This window comes from Paraburkholderia sp. JHI869 (genome assembly GCF_038900775.1).
GTDB lineage: Bacteria > Pseudomonadota > Gammaproteobacteria > Burkholderiales > Burkholderiaceae > Paraburkholderia.
In genome coordinates, this window is the sequence record NZ_JAYMSC010000048.1 from 15,669 (window position 1) to 30,516 (window position 14,848).

Below are 14,848 nucleotides of genomic sequence, written 5' to 3' on the forward strand. Positions count from 1 at the left end.
TCAAAGTTCCCTCGTAGTCGTTGAATCATGCTCGCCCGCGAGCAACGCATCCATCACGCGCGACGCAACCAGTGTGCTGACGCGCTCATTCGATTGCACCGTCAAGCCCGCAATATGTGGCGTGAGGATCAGGTTCGGCGCGCCCGCAAGCGGCGACCCTGCCTTGAGGGGTTCGTCGGCGAACACATCGAGCGCAGCGCCGCCGAGGCGCCCTTGCTTCAGCGCTTCGGCCAGCGCAGTTTCGTCGATCACGCCGCCTCGCGACGTATTGATCAGGACTGCATGCGGTTTGAGCATCTTCAGTTGGGCCAGACCAATCAGATTATGCGTGCTCTCGACGAGCGGCACGTGAACGGTCACGACGTCGGCGGCGCGCAGTGCGTCGTCGAACGACATACCCTTCGCGCCCGTCTCCTGCCAGCAGGCCGCATCCACCGGAATCTGCGGATCAAAGCCCACCACCTGCATGCCGATGCCCCGCGCGAGTTGCGCGACGAGGCGCCCGATACCGCCAAAGCCGATCACGGCCATGGTGCCGCCCGCCGCTTCGCGCCCGTTCGAGAGCGCGGCGCGCGGCCACTGCCCCTGTGCGACGGCCGCGCTCGACAGGTACGCGCCGCGCAGCAGCATCAGTGACGTGGCGAGTACATACTCGGCCACAGCTGCCGCATTGGCACCCGTCGCCGGAAAGACCTGCACGCCGCGTTCCCTGCATGCACCGAGTGCGATGTTGTCCAGCCCGACGCCGAGCCGTCCGACCACCGACAAACGCGGTGCGCCGTCCAGCAGTGCGGCGGTGACCTGGGTCCGGTTGCGCACGATCAGCGCGTCGGCATCCGCGAGCAGGTCGCGCAGCCGGTCGGGTTCATCGACGAGCGACGCTTGCGCGTGCACGTCGAAATGACGACGCAGCGACTCTACCGCCGGCGCATCCATGAACTCGCTGATAACGACTTTCTTGCGATCGCTTTTCAATTCTGACGCTCCTGTGCATAAGCGGGCGCCTTTCTTTCGTTGACGCTCTCGACCGGTGCCGACTCCGGATTACTCGCATCACACACGCCATGAACGGCGCGTGGCGCGGCCAGCACCTTGCGAGCCGTATCGGCGTCGAACACACCCTCCCAGCGCGCAACCACGATCGTCGCAACCGCATTGCCGATCAGATTGACGATCGCGCGAATCTCGTTGAGCACGCGGTCAATGCCGATAATGAGCGTGATGCCCGCGACAGGAATGATGTTGTGGGTGGATAGCGTCGCCGTGAGCGCGACCAGTGCCGCGCCCGCAACGCCGGCACCACCCTTGGACGTCAACAACATGACGGCGAGCAAGCCGAGTTGCTGCAACAGCGACAGATGCGTATTGGTGGCCTGCGCGATAAAGAGCGACGTCATCGTGAGATAGATGGCCGCGCCATCGAGGTTGAACGAATAGCCTGTTGGCAGCACGAGACCGACGACAGGCTTCGGGCAACCCAGGCGTTCGAGCTTGTCCATCAGGCGCGGCAGCACCGATTCGGTGGTCGATGTGCCGAGCACGATGAGCAGTTCCTCGCGCAAATAGTTGAGCAGCGGCCACAAGCCGACGCCCGCCCAGCGGCAGATCGAGCCGAGCACCAGTACGATGAACAGGATACTGGTGAGATAAAAGCATACGATCAGCAACCCTAACTGCTGCAGCGTACCGATGCCATACTTGCCTACCGTGAACGCCATGGCGCCGAACGCACCGAGCGGCGCAAGCCGCATGATCATCTCGACGATACGCATGAGCGCTTCGCCGCTCTGCTCGATCACACGCGACAGGAAACGGCTGCGGCGCGACATGATCGACAATGCCACGCCGAACAGCACCGAGAACAGCAGCACCTGCAACAGGTTGCCGCGCGCAAACGCGCCGACCACCGAATTCGGCACGATCTCTTCGAGAATGCTTTGCGACGCCGCCGCATGCGCTTCGCTCATGTAGTGGCTAACGGCCTGCGTGTCGAGCGTAGCCGGGTCAATATTGAGTCCCTCGCCCGGGTGCAGCACGTTCGCCACCACCAGACCGATCACCAGCGCAAGCGTCGTGACGGCTTCGAAATACACGATCGTTTTGACGCCGACTCGCCCGACATGCTTGAGATTTTCCATCCGTGCGATGCCAAGCGACACGGTGCAGAAAATCACCAGCGTAATGAGCATTTTGATCAGGCGAATGAACGTATCGCCCAATGGCTTCATTTCCACGCCGAAGTGCGGCCAGAAATAGCCGACGAGAATACCGGCCGCAAGTCCCACGAGGACCTGGGCATAGAGATGTTTTAGCACGCGCAAGATGGTGTCTCCTCCACTCGCTGCTGCCTGGTCATTATGAAAACGCCGCGAAACTGCCTTCGCAAAAGCCCGCTGCATGAGCGGGCTTTCACAGTATTGCTTATGAACTCACGTGTTTTACGCGCTCTCGAACAGGCGCGTGAGCACAAACTCGCGATGGCCCAGCGTTTCCGCCGCGGTCCAGCGGCCGTTCGCCGTGGCGAGCATCGACTCGAGCAGCTTGTCGCCCGCCTGATCGAGGTTCTGCTCGCGCTGCAGCAGACCCGAAACATCGACGTCGATGTGCTCGTTCATCGTGCGCACCGTACGCGGATTCGCGCAGATCTTGATCACCGGCACGATCGGATTGCCAATCACATTGCCCTGCCCCGTCGGGAAGAAGTGCACGGCGAAACCCGAGGCCGCGCACAGCGTCACCATCTCCGCTGCCGCCGAGGACGAGTCCATGAACCACAGGCCCGAATGGGTCGGCTCCTCGGCCTTGTCGAGCACGCCATCCACGCGGCATTTCTTGCCGATCTTCTGGATGTTGCCGAGCGCCTTTTCCTCGATCGTGGTCAGGCCGCCAGCGATGTTGCCCTTGGTCGGCTGCGACTCGGAGAGGTCATCGGTCTTCCATCGGTTGATCATGTCCTGATAGCGGTCGAACATGAACTGGAAGCGCTCGCGCACTTGGTCGTTCGCGCAGCGCGCCGAGACGATCTGCTCGCCGCCCGTCAACTCCGACGTCTCGCCGAACACGAGCGTCGTGCCGAGGCCATAGAGCTTGTCGAACGCATTACCGACCGTCGGGTTCGCGCCGCAGCCCGAGGTCGTATCCGACTCGCCGCACTTGGTCGACACCCACAGATCGGCGATCGGGCACTCCTCGCGCTCGAGCGTCGTTGCCCACTGCACCATTTCCTTCGCGGCCTTCGAGGCACGCATGATCGTGTCATGGTCGCCGTGCAGTTCGATGCCGAAGCCCATCACCGGCTTGCCCGACTTCGCGATGCCGTCCACCACGCGCTTGGTCCAGCCTTCCTCGATGCCGATGACAATCACGCCGGCCACGTTCGGATTGCAGCCCGCGCCAATCAGTGTACGGAAATGCAGGTCGAGGTCCGCGCCGAACTGCAGGCGGCCGTACGGATGCGGCAGCGCCATGGTGCCCTTGATGTTGTGCTCGACCGCTTGGGCGGCTGCATTCGAAAGGTCGTCGACGGGCAGGATGATGACGTGGTTACGCACGCCGACGCGGCCGTTCGAGCGGCGATAGCCGCGAAAAATGGTGTTCTGGTCAATCACGCTCATGGTGTCTCTCTCTGAATGGGAGGGGTTCGACTGGTTGGCTCGATCGCCGTATGACCCGCGGCTTACCAGCGCTTCGTCTTGATGTTGTGAACGTGAGCGTGCTCACCCGCCTTGATGGGCGCTACCACCTTGCCGATATCGACGCCGTACTTGTAGACGGTGTCGCCCACGGCCATGTCCTTGAGCGCCACCTTGTGACCGATCGGAATGTCCTGCTTCGCCTGGACAGTGACGATTTCGTCCTCGTCCATGATCCACGCGTTCAGTTGCGTGCCCGCCTTGATGCCCTCGACGACCGCGACGCCCACCGTGTCTTTCGCCTCGTGCAGCACGATGTGTATCGTCCTGCGCGCCGGATCGGCATGGGCCGCCGTTGAATCAGCCTGCTGTGGTGCTTGAGCTGCCTGGCTCATATGAGTGTCTCCAGTTTTGTTCACGGGGGATCTGGCGCGTGGCCATGCTGCGCATCTTAGACACCCAACTCATCCATGTCAACCATATCATCTATATGTGTTGAATCAGCCAGATGGGGTAAAATCGCGCAAACGTCTGGAAGGCACACCAGGAAGGGAGCACAGCGCTATGAACACGTTGAAGAACAGCGTGCCCCAAGTGAGCGGGGCAGCGAACGCGCCCGTCATCGGGGGCACGCGTTACAAGGAAGTCAAAAACGGGATCCTCGCCGCTCTGGCGGCGAAGGAATGGAAAGGCGGCGAGGCGATCCCTTCGGAGAAGCGCCTTTCGGAACGCTTTGGTGTCTCGATCGGGACGCTGCGCAAGGCGATCGACGAACTGGTGGCGGACAACATCCTCGTGCGCCACCAGGGGCTCGGCACGTTCGTCGCGCAACATCAGCGGGATCGCTATTTCTTCCGTTTTTTCCGTGTGGTGCGCCAGGACGGCGACAAGACCTATCCCACGGTGAGCCTCGTGTCCTTCACGAAGGCGAAGGCGACGCGGGATGTCGCCGCGATTCTCGGCATCGAACCGAACGCACGGGTCTACACGTTCGTGAACCGTCTGGCGCTGCATGGCGAGACCGTCATGATCGACAGCATCACCGTTGCCGAGGAGCGCTTCGCGGGACTGACCGAAGCCGCGTTGCGCGAGCGTCCCAGCACACTTTACAACTTCTACCAGGACGCGTTCCACATCAATGTGGTCGGGACCGAAGAGCGGTTGCGCGTGGCGACGGCCAACGAGGTCGAAAGCGAACTGCTGGAAGTGGCGCCCGGTACACCGTTGCTCGAAGTCCGGCGCATTGCGTATTCCTATCATCAGGAGCCGGTCGAGCTTCGCATCTCGCACGTGAACACGGCGCGCTACGAATACGTCGGTCCTTCTGCATCACACGAAGAACCGCTCTAGCGGGCCAGGCTTTGCACGCTCCCGCTGCGCTCGCCCGTTGGACGAACGCAGCGGCGACATCACTCAGGCGGCGAGATGAAACACGCTCATCGCCCTTTCGAGCAGCCTCGCCTGATCCTGCATGGATTGCGCTGCCGCCGAAGCCTGCTCCACGAGTGCAGCGTTTTGCTGCGTCGCTTCGTCAATCTGGCTGAGCGCCCGGTTGACCTGTTCGATACCCTCCGTCTGCTCATGGATGGCCTCCGAAATCTCGGCCATGATGCCGGTCACGCCACGCGCCCCACGCTCTCGACGATTCGTGGGAAGCCAACTTCGGCCTTTGCGGGATCGTTAAAACGCGTTCGCGTGAACCAGGAGGTTCGTGACCTCCAACCGTGCCGACGACGTCATGTGGCGCGCCCGAAAGCGCGCCGCGAAGCATCATCCCTCTCCGAACGGGTCGTCAATGCTGAGTGCCGGCTGCGTAAACCACCGGGGGCCCGTCTCCGTCACGTAAGCGTGATCCTCGTGTCGAACGCCGAATGCGCCGGGCACGCAGATCATCGGCTCGACGCTGAAGCACATGCCGACGTCCAGCGGCGTACGATTGCCCTTGACGAGATAAGGTGCCTCGTGGAGTTCCAGTCCGATGCCGTGTCCTGTCCGGTGCGGCAGTCCTGGAAGACCGTAATTAGTTCGATATCCGACGCTTTCCACGTAACCGCGTGCGGCCCCGTCCACCTGCTCGGCGAAGACGCCGCGCTGCGCCGCTTCGAATGCGTGCCGCTGCGCTTCCTTCTCGTGGAGCCACACCGTGCGCTGCTGTTCGCTCGCCTGGCCGAAGACATAGGTACGCGTAATGTCGGACTGGTAGCCGTACAGATCGCATCCGGTGTCGATCAAAACCATATCGTCGTGGTCCAGCGCCTTGGGCGACTTCACGCCGTGCGGGAATGCCGTATCCGGACCGAAGAGCACGATGCAGAACGTCGAACCCCGGCGCGCGCCCACCTTTCGATGCGCCTTGTCGATGAAGTCCACGACCTCGGCCGTCGTGATTCCTTCTCGCAGAATGCGGGCAGCGGCGCGCTGCACGCGCAGTGTCATGTCGTTGGCACGCTGCATGAGCGCGATTTCGGTGACTGACTTGCGCATTCTGCAAGCGCTGGTGACGCCGGCCGCGGTGATGATCGCCAGCTCCGGGGCGCGCTCGCGCAGGCGGCTGTACATGAAGAACGGCGCCGTTTCGTCGAAACCCAGGGTGCCGTTCAACGCGTCAAGCCCGGAAAGCGTTTCAACCACCAGTTGGGCCGGATCCTCATGTTCGTGCCAGAGATTCATCTTGCCGGGGATCTGAAGCATGCCGTCGAACGTTCCCTTCTCGAACGCCGGAACGATGTATTCGATCGCACCGTGTGCGGGAATGATTGCGCCCGTCATGCGTTCGCTGCGACGCCATGGCACTCCGGTGAAATACAGCAAGTTGCTGTTCGATTCGACGAACAGCGCAGCCATGCCCTGCTCGCGCATCATGCGTTGCGCGGTCGCGATGCGGGCCCGATATTCGTCTGGCTGTATGGGTTCCATGCCCGACGTCATGTCGTGCAATTGCGAGAGCTCCGTTTCTGCAGTCGATCCGCCGATGTTCTTTGTCATGTTGTCAACTCCTTCACTTGTGCAACCTGGTTGTTCGATCCGTCCTCAGTCGTTGCCGCTCTTCGTGGCGAAGCGGATTCTCGCGGAGAATCTGGTCAGTTCAACGAGACTCCGTCGAACCGGACGTAGCCGAGCGGCTCGATACGCATGTCGACCACTCTCTTGCTCACCGGTTGGTAGACGGTCGAGTGGGCGATCGGTGAGAACGGCAGTTGCTGCGCGAAGATCTGCTGGGCTTCCGTGTAGTAGCTGGTACGTTGCGCCGGGTCAGGCGTCTGGCGTCCTTTCTGGACGAGATCGTCGAACGGTTTGTAGCACCAGTGCGCAAAGTTGTTGCCATGGACCGCATCGCAACCAAGCAGCGTGCCGAGCCAGTTGTCCGGATCGCCGTTGTCGCCGGTGAAGCCGATCAGCATGGCGTCCTGCTCGCCCGCATGTCCGCGCTTGATGTATTCACCCCACTCGTAGGTCACCATCCTCGCCTTTACGCCGACCTTCGCCCAGTCGGCCTGGATCATCTCGGCCATCAGACGCGCGTTCGGGTTGTAGGGGCGCTGCACCGGCATCGCCCAGAGTGTGATCTCGAAGCCGTTCGGCAGACCTGCCTTCGCGAGCAGCGCCTTCGCCTTCTCCGGATCGTAGGCGCTGCCTTTCAGGCTCTTGTCGTACGACCATTGAGTCGGCGGCATCGGGTTCGTTGCGGGCTGGCCCGCGCCCTGGTACACCGAGTCGATGATCGCCTTTTTGTTGATCGCCATGTCGAGCGCCTGGCGCACTTCCGCCTTGTCGAGCGGCTTGTGCTCGACGTTGTACGACACGTAGCCGACATTGAAACCGGGCTGCGACGGCATCGCGATGTCTGAATCGGCCTTCAGCGGCGCGATGTCGGCGGGACGCGGATAGCTCATTACCTGGCATTCGTCGCGCTTGATCTTCTGCACGCGCACGCTCGCATCCGGCGTGATCGAGAAGATCAGCTTGGAGAGCTTCACGGCGCCCGGCTTCCAGTAGTCAGGATTGCCGTCGAAGCGGATGGTCGCGTCCTTCGTGTAGCTCTTGAAGATGAACGGACCCGTGCCGACCGGGTACTGGTTCATGTCGGCGGCCTTGCCGGCCTTCATCAGCTGGTCTGCGTATTCAGCCGAGAGGATCGAGGCGAATTCCATCGCCATGTTCTGGATGAACGGCGCGTTCGGCTCGTTCAGCGTGAACTTGACCGTGTACGGATCGACCTTTTCGACCTTCGCGATCAGTTTGTCGAGACCCATGTCGGTGAAGTACGGAAACGACACCGGGTACGCCTTGCGGAACGCGTTGTTCGCATCGAGCATGCGGTCGAACGTGAATACGACGTCGTCCGCGTTGAATTCGCGCGAGGGCTTGAAGAACGAGGTCGTCTGGAACTTTACGCCATGGCGAAGATGGAACGTGTAGGTCTTGCCGTCCGGGGAAACATCCCACGACTCTGCGAGGCCCGGTTCGACCTTGGTGCCGCCACGCTCGAATTCGACGAGGCGGTTGTAGACGGTGAATGTGTTCGCGGTGAAATCCGTACCCGTGGTGTACTGCGCCGGGTCAAAACCGGCCGGGCTGCCTTCCGAGCAGTAGACGAGCGTCTTGTCGGCAGCGGTGGCGGGCGAAGTCCACGCGGCGAGCAAGGGCAGCACAACGCCGATCGCAAGCGACACGCCCCGTGTACGGGCTGAATGGATGAATTTCATGGTTCTCCTGGCAGCGTCAGAGGAGCGCGCGAGTACCGCTCCATGGTTTGAAATATTCTTCTTTGCTGCGCGCCTTGATGGGCGATGTCGACATTCTTTTAATTCATCACAGTGCCAGGCGACGCGTATGCTTCCGGTTTTGCACCGCTGCATTCTTTCTGCTCAAAATGACCGCGTCTAGGCCGCATTCGGGCATCTCGATGACGAAATCGGCACACTTGCAGCGAGGCTCAATCGATCGTTGGCTACGCTCCCAACAATGAAGGCATTTGGACCTTGCTTACCCGAGTTCCAATGCGTATTGCGCCCGAGCCAGTAATCGATTTTGAAGACGCAAGATATCGAGCGGAGGTTGTCGAGCATAGGCGTTGGACGCATTACCCAGTTGCGTTCTCGAACCTGATGTAGGGGACGGAGGTGGTACGGAATGGCCGCTTTTGCATTTTTCGAAAGGCGGCTCAGGGTCGGGCTATGCCGTTTGCATGATGCGCCTGCCCCAGATGTTCAGCGCGTGTCGCCGTCGGGCTCTGGTCGGCCACTAGCGGTTGTTAGCCCGCACGAAGCGCCGATCACTTGAATGTCGCTCCCGCGGCAGCAAACGGACGTTCAGCCCCGCCCCGTCGCCCGCGTAGCTAAGTCCTTGAACTCCTGCCTTGCCGCTTTCAACAAAGCGTCAATTCGGGGATGGGCCGCCTCAAACGTGTTGAAAAGGCCTTCAGGCGTGGTGAATAGAGCGGCTGCGATAGAGGCCGGGTAGTCCTGCGCGAGCAACTCGGCGTCGACCACCTTGATTGGACGAAACAATTATCTGCCGTCCAATTCCGAGAATCCGAAGTTTCGCCAGGCCTTGCAAGAGATGGTCAGTCAGGTATGCGTTCCATGCTGGATCCGCTTTGGAGCTTTTGAGTTGGGCGAGGCGCTTAGCGCCCGTAGATACGGAGAAGGTGGACGCGCTCGGCGTGCTTTATCCGTTCGTCGCCCTGCTGCTATCGCTGATAATCGCCGCGCTCGCGATGAGCCTTAGTTCCGCGATCGTCGTCGCGAACACATTGCGTTTGAGAAACGCGAAGTTCTAACCGGTCAGCCGCGCGCAGGAACCAGCGCGAAAAGGAGATTCAGTCCTTCTGCCAGCGTCGGATGCGTGAGCGGCGCATCGCGCAGCACCGTATACGGCAACTTGCCGAGCATCGCGACCTGCACCGTCGATACGATCTCGCCCGCCTCGCTGCCGAGCATTGCGAAGCCGAGAATCTCGTCCGAATCGGCGGATACGAGCACTTTCATGAAGCCGCGGGTGTCAGAATTCGTGCGAGCGCGCGGCACGGCTTTCATCGGCAACGTCGCAACTCGTACTGCAATGCCCTTCTCGACCGCCTCAGTTTCGTTCAGGCCGATGCGGCTGAGTTCCGGCTCGATGAACATCGCGTACGGAATGATCCGGCCGCGCGTCGTTTTCGTGCCGCCCGCAAGCTGCGAACTCAGCACGCGGTAGTCGTCGAACGACGCGTGTGTGAACATCGGCGTGCCGGCTACCTCGCCGATCGCAAAGACGTTGTTTGCAGTCGTCTGCAGTTTTTCGTCGACCTTGATGATGCCTCGCGCATCGACTTCGACACCTGCGATGTCGAGTCCGATGTCCTTCGTATTCGGCACACGCCCAGTCGCGGCCAGCAGGTGCGAGCCCGAGAGTGTTTCGCCGCCGGCCAGCCTGACCGTCACATGCTCGCCCGAAAGGCCGGATACCGATTCGAGGACCACGTTCGTGCGAACGTCGATGCCGTCCGCCCTAAACGCGTCGGCGATCGCGTCGCTGATGTCCGCGTCTTCGCGCGGGGCCACCCGCGAATTGCGCTGAAGCACAGTGACGCCGGCGCGGAGCTCACGCATCGCATGCGCCAGTTCAAGACCGACATAGCCGCCTCCAATAACGATCAGATGCGACGGTACCTCTTCAATCTGCAACAGCTCGACGTGCGTGAGCGGATGTGCCTCGCGTAAGCCCGGTACCGCAGGCACGGCCGCGTGCGTGCCCGTGTTGATGTAAACACGCTCGCCTTCGACGACCCGTACGCCCCCATCGTTGAGCCGAACCTCGATCGTGCGCGGAGCAACGAAGCGTCCGCTGCCGAGCAGCAGATCGAAACCAGCCGCCTTGAAACCGTTGAGATTCACTTCGACAAGGCTGTCCACCACGCCCTTCACACGCGCGCGTACGCGTTTCATATCTATACGCGATACCTCGTCCTCGACGCCGAACGAATCCGCCTGCTGTACCGTCTGAGCGACGCGCGCGCTGCGGATCAGTGCTTTCGTCGGAATGCACGCGACGTTGATGCACGAGCCGCCGATCATGCCGCGCTCGACGAGTGCCACACGCTTGCCGGCTTTGGCCAGTTCCATCGCTAGCGATTTCCCACCCTTGCCGCCGCCAAGAAACACGTATTCGAACTGCTCTGTCTTCTGCATCGCGATGCTCCGCGGAAGTGATGCCGTGCGGGACGCCCGGTCGTGCGACGGTTGAAGTCGGAGTTGTACAAGAGATATGCCGGATTTAGCGATGTCCGGCCACGGGATATCTAACGCGCTATTCCGGTGTATCACTTTTGTCGTTTCTACCGCACACGCCTGTCTTTTTTCTGATGGTGCGCGTGTGCGGCCGGCTTCGAAGGCGTGGTATCAAGTCGACATGCAAACGAAAGCAGACGTCGAAATATAGGACTTGCGTTGGCATGCCTGGTTCCGCGTTTTCGCGTCAACCATCGCTTGCCATCGCGAGCCAGCCGCGCTGAGACGCGGCACTGGCATGTATTTACCGCTGTCTTGTCTTGCGGCTGATTCCCCCGTCTGGATCATCGCGGTCGCCAATTAGATCCGTACTGCACGGGCCTTAAGCGTGCCTGGCCCTCCCCGGAACGCGCGCTCGTGGCCGGCTTGCTCGCGCAGCTGCTCGCTCGGTCAGGGCGCCGAAGGCAAAGCCGAAAGTCATCCACATGACGACCTGGCCGCCTAGCGATGCGATCCGGAAACGCCAGAGCACGACCGCCGGGAATGCGGCGGGTACTTCGTTGACAGGCGGGAGCACGAATCCCGCGACAACCACGACGATCAGATACGCTCCCGCTGCGATCAGAAACGCATTCCAGGGACCGAGGCGCGGAAGCAACCGCAAGCGCAGCGTCACCGCCGCGATCATCGCCGCGAGAGAGATCGCGACCATGCCGAAATACAGCGCTGTTCGCGCGCCGATCGTCTCCGGATCACCAACCGCGGGCGGGTTTGCCGGGTATTTGAGAATTGGGACGACATAGACGGCGACAAGGCCAAGAATCGCTAGCAGGACTGCCGTGGTCCGAGCATCGAAATTGCCCATCCGTCCATAGGCGCAAGCATAGGTCAGCGCAAATAACCCGCCGAAGGCGACGCTATAGACCATGACGGCGGTAAAGAGACCGATGCCGGCCTGAACCGGGCGGCTGACAAGTTCAGGCATTTCCATCTTCTGTGGAACCGGCGATCCCTTGGCAATCAGGGCTTGAGCCGTGGCTACTTCCTTGGCGTGGTCGAGTTGGGTTTCGAAAGTGATCGCTGCGTTAACCTGCGGCTCGCCAATAATCCTGAGCAAGCCGAAGCAGAGCAGGCCCGCGAGAATGCCGACTATCATCCCGCGCGCCAGTAGCGTGCTCACCATGTCATGAACTCCTCAGTGGCAGGGCGCACCTAAGAGGTGGCGGCCATCGTGCACGAACTCGTGGATATACATCCCGGAGAAAATCGAAGTTGCGCCTTGTTCAGCGCTTACGAAATAAATTGCCAGGAGGCAGAGTACCCCGCCAAACACGGCCCACGGAATAATGTCGCGTACCGGTATGATGGTCGGAGTTGATACTGGTGCAAAACTAGCGATGTCCATACTTTCTCTCCTGATTTCGCAAGTGCAATGAAGACCGCTTTACGAATGAAAACTAGCAACAAGATCGATGCCCGACGTTCAACTAGCCGGGCGACCGACACCGTTGAATTTCTCTCTATCTCATTTCCAGGCGCGTTCGAATAGCGCTCATGCGTTTGGCCAGTTCCTCCTCACTGAGCAGTCCGCGTTTCAGCATGGTGTGTGCCAGCGACAACAACTGCTGCTCAGGCGCGGGGGTTTCACTGTACAGGGTCTCACCAAGCCGATCTTCTGCATGGCGGCGCTGTAGCGAAGGTAGTGCATTACACCCAGAAAGACACTCGAAGGTTGCTTCCATGGTGACTTTCCACGGAGGGTCCGGGTTGGTGACGCCGTAATGTGGCGCGAGCCTTTCCCACGTTTTGTCCTTCTTGCTTCTTATGGCTTCGAGTAATGGGACCGGGGAAAGATCTACCGGGACATCATGCGTAGCAGCACTGATCGGGTCGTCCGGTTGATTCATCGGCTGGCCCTCTCGTGGTGACGCGCAACGGGTACCGGTCGGGCAGCCCTATGGACGGGACGGGCATCGTCGGCCTTCCGACCGGGCCGAGGAAAGGCAATGCCGATCATGCAGTCGCGCGTGACGATTTCCTCCAGTTGCTTCTCGGTCCAATTCTCAGTGCCCGCGGGTCTTACGGGAAGAACCATAAAGCGGCATTTCTGGTTGGAATCCTCGACCCGGATTTCGACCTCGGGAGGAAGCACCACGCCGAACTCCGCGAGTACCTCACGCGGCCAGCGCACAATCCGGCGACGATAGTTCGGCGAGCGGTACCAATAAGGGGAGTGGCCGAGCAACGGCCGCGGATAACACGAGCACAAGGTGCAGACGATCACATGATGCAGCGTCGGCGTATCTTCGAGTACGACCAGATGCATGTAGTCGCTCGGGGTGCCATGGCCGGTAGGTTCGGTCCAGTCGATGCCGATCTCCTTGCAGGCGGTGACGGCGTCGGCCAGAACCCGGGCCTTGAATGTTGGGTCGGCCCATGCTTTCGCGACCAGACGCGAGCCCCCGGCCGGTCCGATCGAATCGGCGAACTCGCTGAACTTCCGGTGATCTTCAGCGGTGAACAGCCCCTTCTCGATTGCCAGTTCGCGCACGGCAATCTCGAGAACCTCAAAATCGGTAATTTCATCGACCATCGGCGCTGGCGGATGGGCGTGCTTCTGGTTTGACATGCGATTCCTCCACTCTGGAAATGTCAATCAGTGCGTCACCGGTTCGAGGGCGCTATCGGGAAACTCGCTCTGCAGCGTGTCGTTCTCGAACGGGTACTCCTCCCAGAGATCTTTCTGGCGAAACCGGACAATGTAGTACTGCTGCTGCGGGTCGTTCTCCCGGTTCCAGGCCTCGTCTTGCGGCATGAAGTCGAAATAGTTCAGACGGGCAACCGTTCCCACCACACCCCGCGTATACATCTGGGTACGGCTGTAGAACATGGCCGGCAGTTCCCTCACTCGAACCCGGTCGCCAATCTTGAAACGGGCCGGCACGTTCGTGGTCTTAGCCTTTTGCATGGCGCCCCCTTATCTCAGCAATTTTCTCTTGCAACTCAAGCACTGATATGTGGTTCTTGTCGACCAGCATTCGCGCAGCGGCCCAGATCCAGCGTCCGTAATAGGGCAAACCGTAATAGAGCGACAACCCGACGTCGTTGTCTGCCCTGCGACGCCTTTCTTCGGAGTTCCAAATTCCTCTCCAGCCGAGGCACTCACAGGTCACATAAACTCTGGCCTCCCACTCCTCCTCCTCTTTCTCTTCGAATACGGCAGGCGGAGCGGCGTGGCCCCCGACATCATGTAGCGGCCATATATAGGCCTCGTACAGGGTGTGAGGAACCTCGTAGGGCCAATCCTGAGGTTGATGGTGCGCCGGCGTCAGTTTCGCTCCGGCGTCGTAAAGCTCACGCAGATCGCTTCGTGAGGGCATCGTATTTCCTCCTTGATTTTAAGGAGAGGGAACAGCGGCGGCGTAACGTGCCCCAGTGATGCTGGGCAATAACCGAACACCAGCTCAACTCAGAGTTGGGTTTCAGATCTTCCGCCCAGCGACGGAATGCAGCGCCCGCTTTGCAGATGCCGCACTGCCACAGGTGATTCACCAGGATGCGACACCGTCTTCCGCCGACAGCGGACTCGCGTGCATGATTCAGGGGTGCATCGCGCCCCCGCCTTTCGACGCGATCACATCCTGCATGAGATCACGATGTATATTAGTTCACCGATGCAAAATTTAAAAATTAATAACTTTACAGACCGTCAGAATATTTATATCTACCACACAACGTTATCATTTATATCGGTTTATCATTAGTTTTCGTTGCAATGTAATTGCACTTTAATGAAATCAGTCAGAAAAACGAATCTAGTTTGTTAGCATTGCAATGCAAATTAAGAGGCATTAAATCAACTCGGACCCGTTAAATTTCTGGGCGGACACTTCCCGATCAACAGCAGATATTGCGAAGATCCGGCACGTAAACTGAAATGAGCATTTTCAGTGCCAGCTTGTGAACAGATCGCGCATGCTCCGCTCGGACCGAAGAGCTCATGAT

Annotated in this window: 15 protein-coding genes and 1 pseudogene; 2 read left to right on the forward strand and 14 right to left on the reverse strand. The window is 60.2% G+C overall.

Annotated features, from left to right (window positions below; translation table 11 throughout):
• The 4 genes from VSR72_RS40820 to VSR72_RS40835 form a co-directional block, all read right to left on the reverse strand.
• The gene (locus VSR72_RS40820) at positions 1-975 is read right to left on the reverse strand and encodes a hydroxyacid dehydrogenase (RefSeq protein WP_342957856.1); all 975 of its coding nucleotides are present in this window, start codon (positions 973-975) and stop codon (positions 1-3) included.
• Positions 972-2,315, reverse strand: a complete 1,344-nt coding sequence (gene dctA / locus VSR72_RS40825; RefSeq protein WP_342957887.1) for a C4-dicarboxylate transporter DctA — start codon at positions 2,313-2,315, stop codon at positions 972-974. The genes VSR72_RS40820 and dctA overlap by 4 nt, the downstream gene beginning before the upstream one ends.
• Positions 2,316-2,438: 123 nt before the next feature.
• A complete protein-coding gene (locus VSR72_RS40830) occupies positions 2,439-3,614 on the reverse strand; it encodes a UxaA family hydrolase (RefSeq protein WP_342957857.1) in 1,176 nt (391 codons plus the stop codon).
• Positions 3,615-3,676: 62 nt separating this feature from the next.
• Positions 3,677-3,946: a UxaA family hydrolase gene (locus tag VSR72_RS40835; protein WP_342957888.1), complete on the reverse strand. Its 270-nt coding sequence runs from the start codon at positions 3,944-3,946 to the stop codon at positions 3,677-3,679.
• Positions 3,947-4,196: 250 nt separating this feature from the next.
• Here VSR72_RS40835 and VSR72_RS40840 point away from each other — a divergent pair, with 250 nt between their 5' ends.
• Positions 4,197-4,982: a GntR family transcriptional regulator gene (locus tag VSR72_RS40840; RefSeq protein WP_342957858.1), complete on the forward strand. Its 786-nt coding sequence runs from the start codon at positions 4,197-4,199 to the stop codon at positions 4,980-4,982.
• 63 nt (positions 4,983-5,045) lie between these two features.
• Here VSR72_RS40840 and VSR72_RS40845 read toward each other — a convergent pair.
• From VSR72_RS40845 to VSR72_RS40855, 3 genes and pseudogenes are all read right to left on the reverse strand, one after another.
• Positions 5,046-5,258 (reverse strand): annotated as a pseudogene (locus VSR72_RS40845) (hypothetical protein); the annotation flags it as partial.
• 144 nt (positions 5,259-5,402) lie between these two features.
• The gene (locus VSR72_RS40850; RefSeq protein WP_342957859.1) at positions 5,403-6,617 is read right to left on the reverse strand and encodes a Xaa-Pro peptidase family protein; all 1,215 of its coding nucleotides are present in this window, start codon (positions 6,615-6,617) and stop codon (positions 5,403-5,405) included.
• A 95-nt stretch (positions 6,618-6,712) separates the two neighbouring features.
• Positions 6,713-8,293, reverse strand: a complete 1,581-nt coding sequence (locus VSR72_RS40855) for an ABC transporter substrate-binding protein (protein WP_342957889.1) — start codon at positions 8,291-8,293, stop codon at positions 6,713-6,715.
• A gap of 989 nt (positions 8,294-9,282) precedes the next feature.
• Here VSR72_RS40855 and VSR72_RS40860 point away from each other — a divergent pair.
• A complete protein-coding gene (locus VSR72_RS40860) occupies positions 9,283-9,414 on the forward strand; it encodes a hypothetical protein (protein WP_342957860.1) in 132 nt (43 codons plus the stop codon).
• A 4-nt stretch (positions 9,415-9,418) separates the two neighbouring features.
• Here VSR72_RS40860 and VSR72_RS40865 read toward each other — a convergent pair whose 3' ends face one another.
• The 7 genes from VSR72_RS40865 to VSR72_RS40895 all read right to left on the reverse strand — a co-directional run bounded on the left by VSR72_RS40865 (position 9,419) and on the right by VSR72_RS40895 (position 14,223).
• Entirely contained in the window at positions 9,419-10,804 is a 1,386-nt protein-coding gene (locus tag VSR72_RS40865) for an FAD-dependent oxidoreductase (protein WP_342957861.1), read from the reverse strand.
• Positions 10,805-11,225: 421 nt separating this feature from the next.
• On the reverse strand, positions 11,226-12,026 hold the full coding sequence (locus VSR72_RS40870; protein ID WP_342957862.1) for a CbtA family protein: 801 nt from the start codon (positions 12,024-12,026) through the stop codon (positions 11,226-11,228).
• 12 nt (positions 12,027-12,038) lie between these two features.
• Complete coding sequence (locus VSR72_RS40875) at positions 12,039-12,248, reverse strand: CbtB-domain containing protein (RefSeq protein ID WP_342957863.1); 210 nt, start codon at positions 12,246-12,248, stop codon at positions 12,039-12,041.
• Between the two features lie 115 nt (positions 12,249-12,363).
• Positions 12,364-12,750, reverse strand: coding sequence for a hypothetical protein (locus VSR72_RS40880; protein WP_342957864.1), 387 nt, complete (start codon positions 12,748-12,750; stop codon positions 12,364-12,366).
• A complete protein-coding gene (gene scnC, locus VSR72_RS40885; protein WP_342957865.1) occupies positions 12,747-13,472 on the reverse strand; it encodes a thiocyanate hydrolase subunit gamma in 726 nt (241 codons plus the stop codon). The genes VSR72_RS40880 and scnC overlap by 4 nt, the downstream gene beginning before the upstream one ends.
• Positions 13,473-13,499: 27 nt before the next feature.
• On the reverse strand, positions 13,500-13,811 hold the full coding sequence (locus tag VSR72_RS40890) for an SH3-like domain-containing protein (RefSeq protein ID WP_342957866.1): 312 nt from the start codon (positions 13,809-13,811) through the stop codon (positions 13,500-13,502).
• The gene (locus VSR72_RS40895) at positions 13,798-14,223 is read right to left on the reverse strand and encodes a hypothetical protein (RefSeq protein WP_342957867.1); all 426 of its coding nucleotides are present in this window, start codon (positions 14,221-14,223) and stop codon (positions 13,798-13,800) included. The genes VSR72_RS40890 and VSR72_RS40895 overlap by 14 nt, the downstream gene beginning before the upstream one ends.
• Positions 14,224-14,848 lie beyond the last annotated feature (625 nt).

Bases quoted from the DNA above. Each gene is read 5' to 3' on its own strand.
- VSR72_RS40830 (WP_342957857.1), bottom strand. From the start codon at position 3,614: ATGAGCGTGATTGACCAGAACACCATTTTTCGCGGCTATCGCCGCTCG.
- VSR72_RS40840 (WP_342957858.1), top strand. From the start codon at position 4,197: ATGAACACGTTGAAGAACAGCGTGCCCCAAGTGAGCGGGGCAGCGAAC.
- VSR72_RS40850 (WP_342957859.1), bottom strand. From the start codon at position 6,617: ATGACAAAGAACATCGGCGGATCGACTGCAGAAACGGAGCTCTCGCAA.
- VSR72_RS40865 (WP_342957861.1), bottom strand. From the start codon at position 10,804: ATGCAGAAGACAGAGCAGTTCGAATACGTGTTTCTTGGCGGCGGCAAG.
- VSR72_RS40870 (WP_342957862.1), bottom strand. From the start codon at position 12,026: ATGGTGAGCACGCTACTGGCGCGCGGGATGATAGTCGGCATTCTCGCG.
- VSR72_RS40875 (WP_342957863.1), bottom strand. From the start codon at position 12,248: ATGGACATCGCTAGTTTTGCACCAGTATCAACTCCGACCATCATACCG.
- VSR72_RS40880 (WP_342957864.1), bottom strand. From the start codon at position 12,750: ATGAATCAACCGGACGACCCGATCAGTGCTGCTACGCATGATGTCCCG.
- scnC (WP_342957865.1), bottom strand. From the start codon at position 13,472: ATGTCAAACCAGAAGCACGCCCATCCGCCAGCGCCGATGGTCGATGAA.
- VSR72_RS40890 (WP_342957866.1), bottom strand. From the start codon at position 13,811: ATGCAAAAGGCTAAGACCACGAACGTGCCGGCCCGTTTCAAGATTGGC.
- VSR72_RS40895 (WP_342957867.1), bottom strand. From the start codon at position 14,223: ATGCCCTCACGAAGCGATCTGCGTGAGCTTTACGACGCCGGAGCGAAA.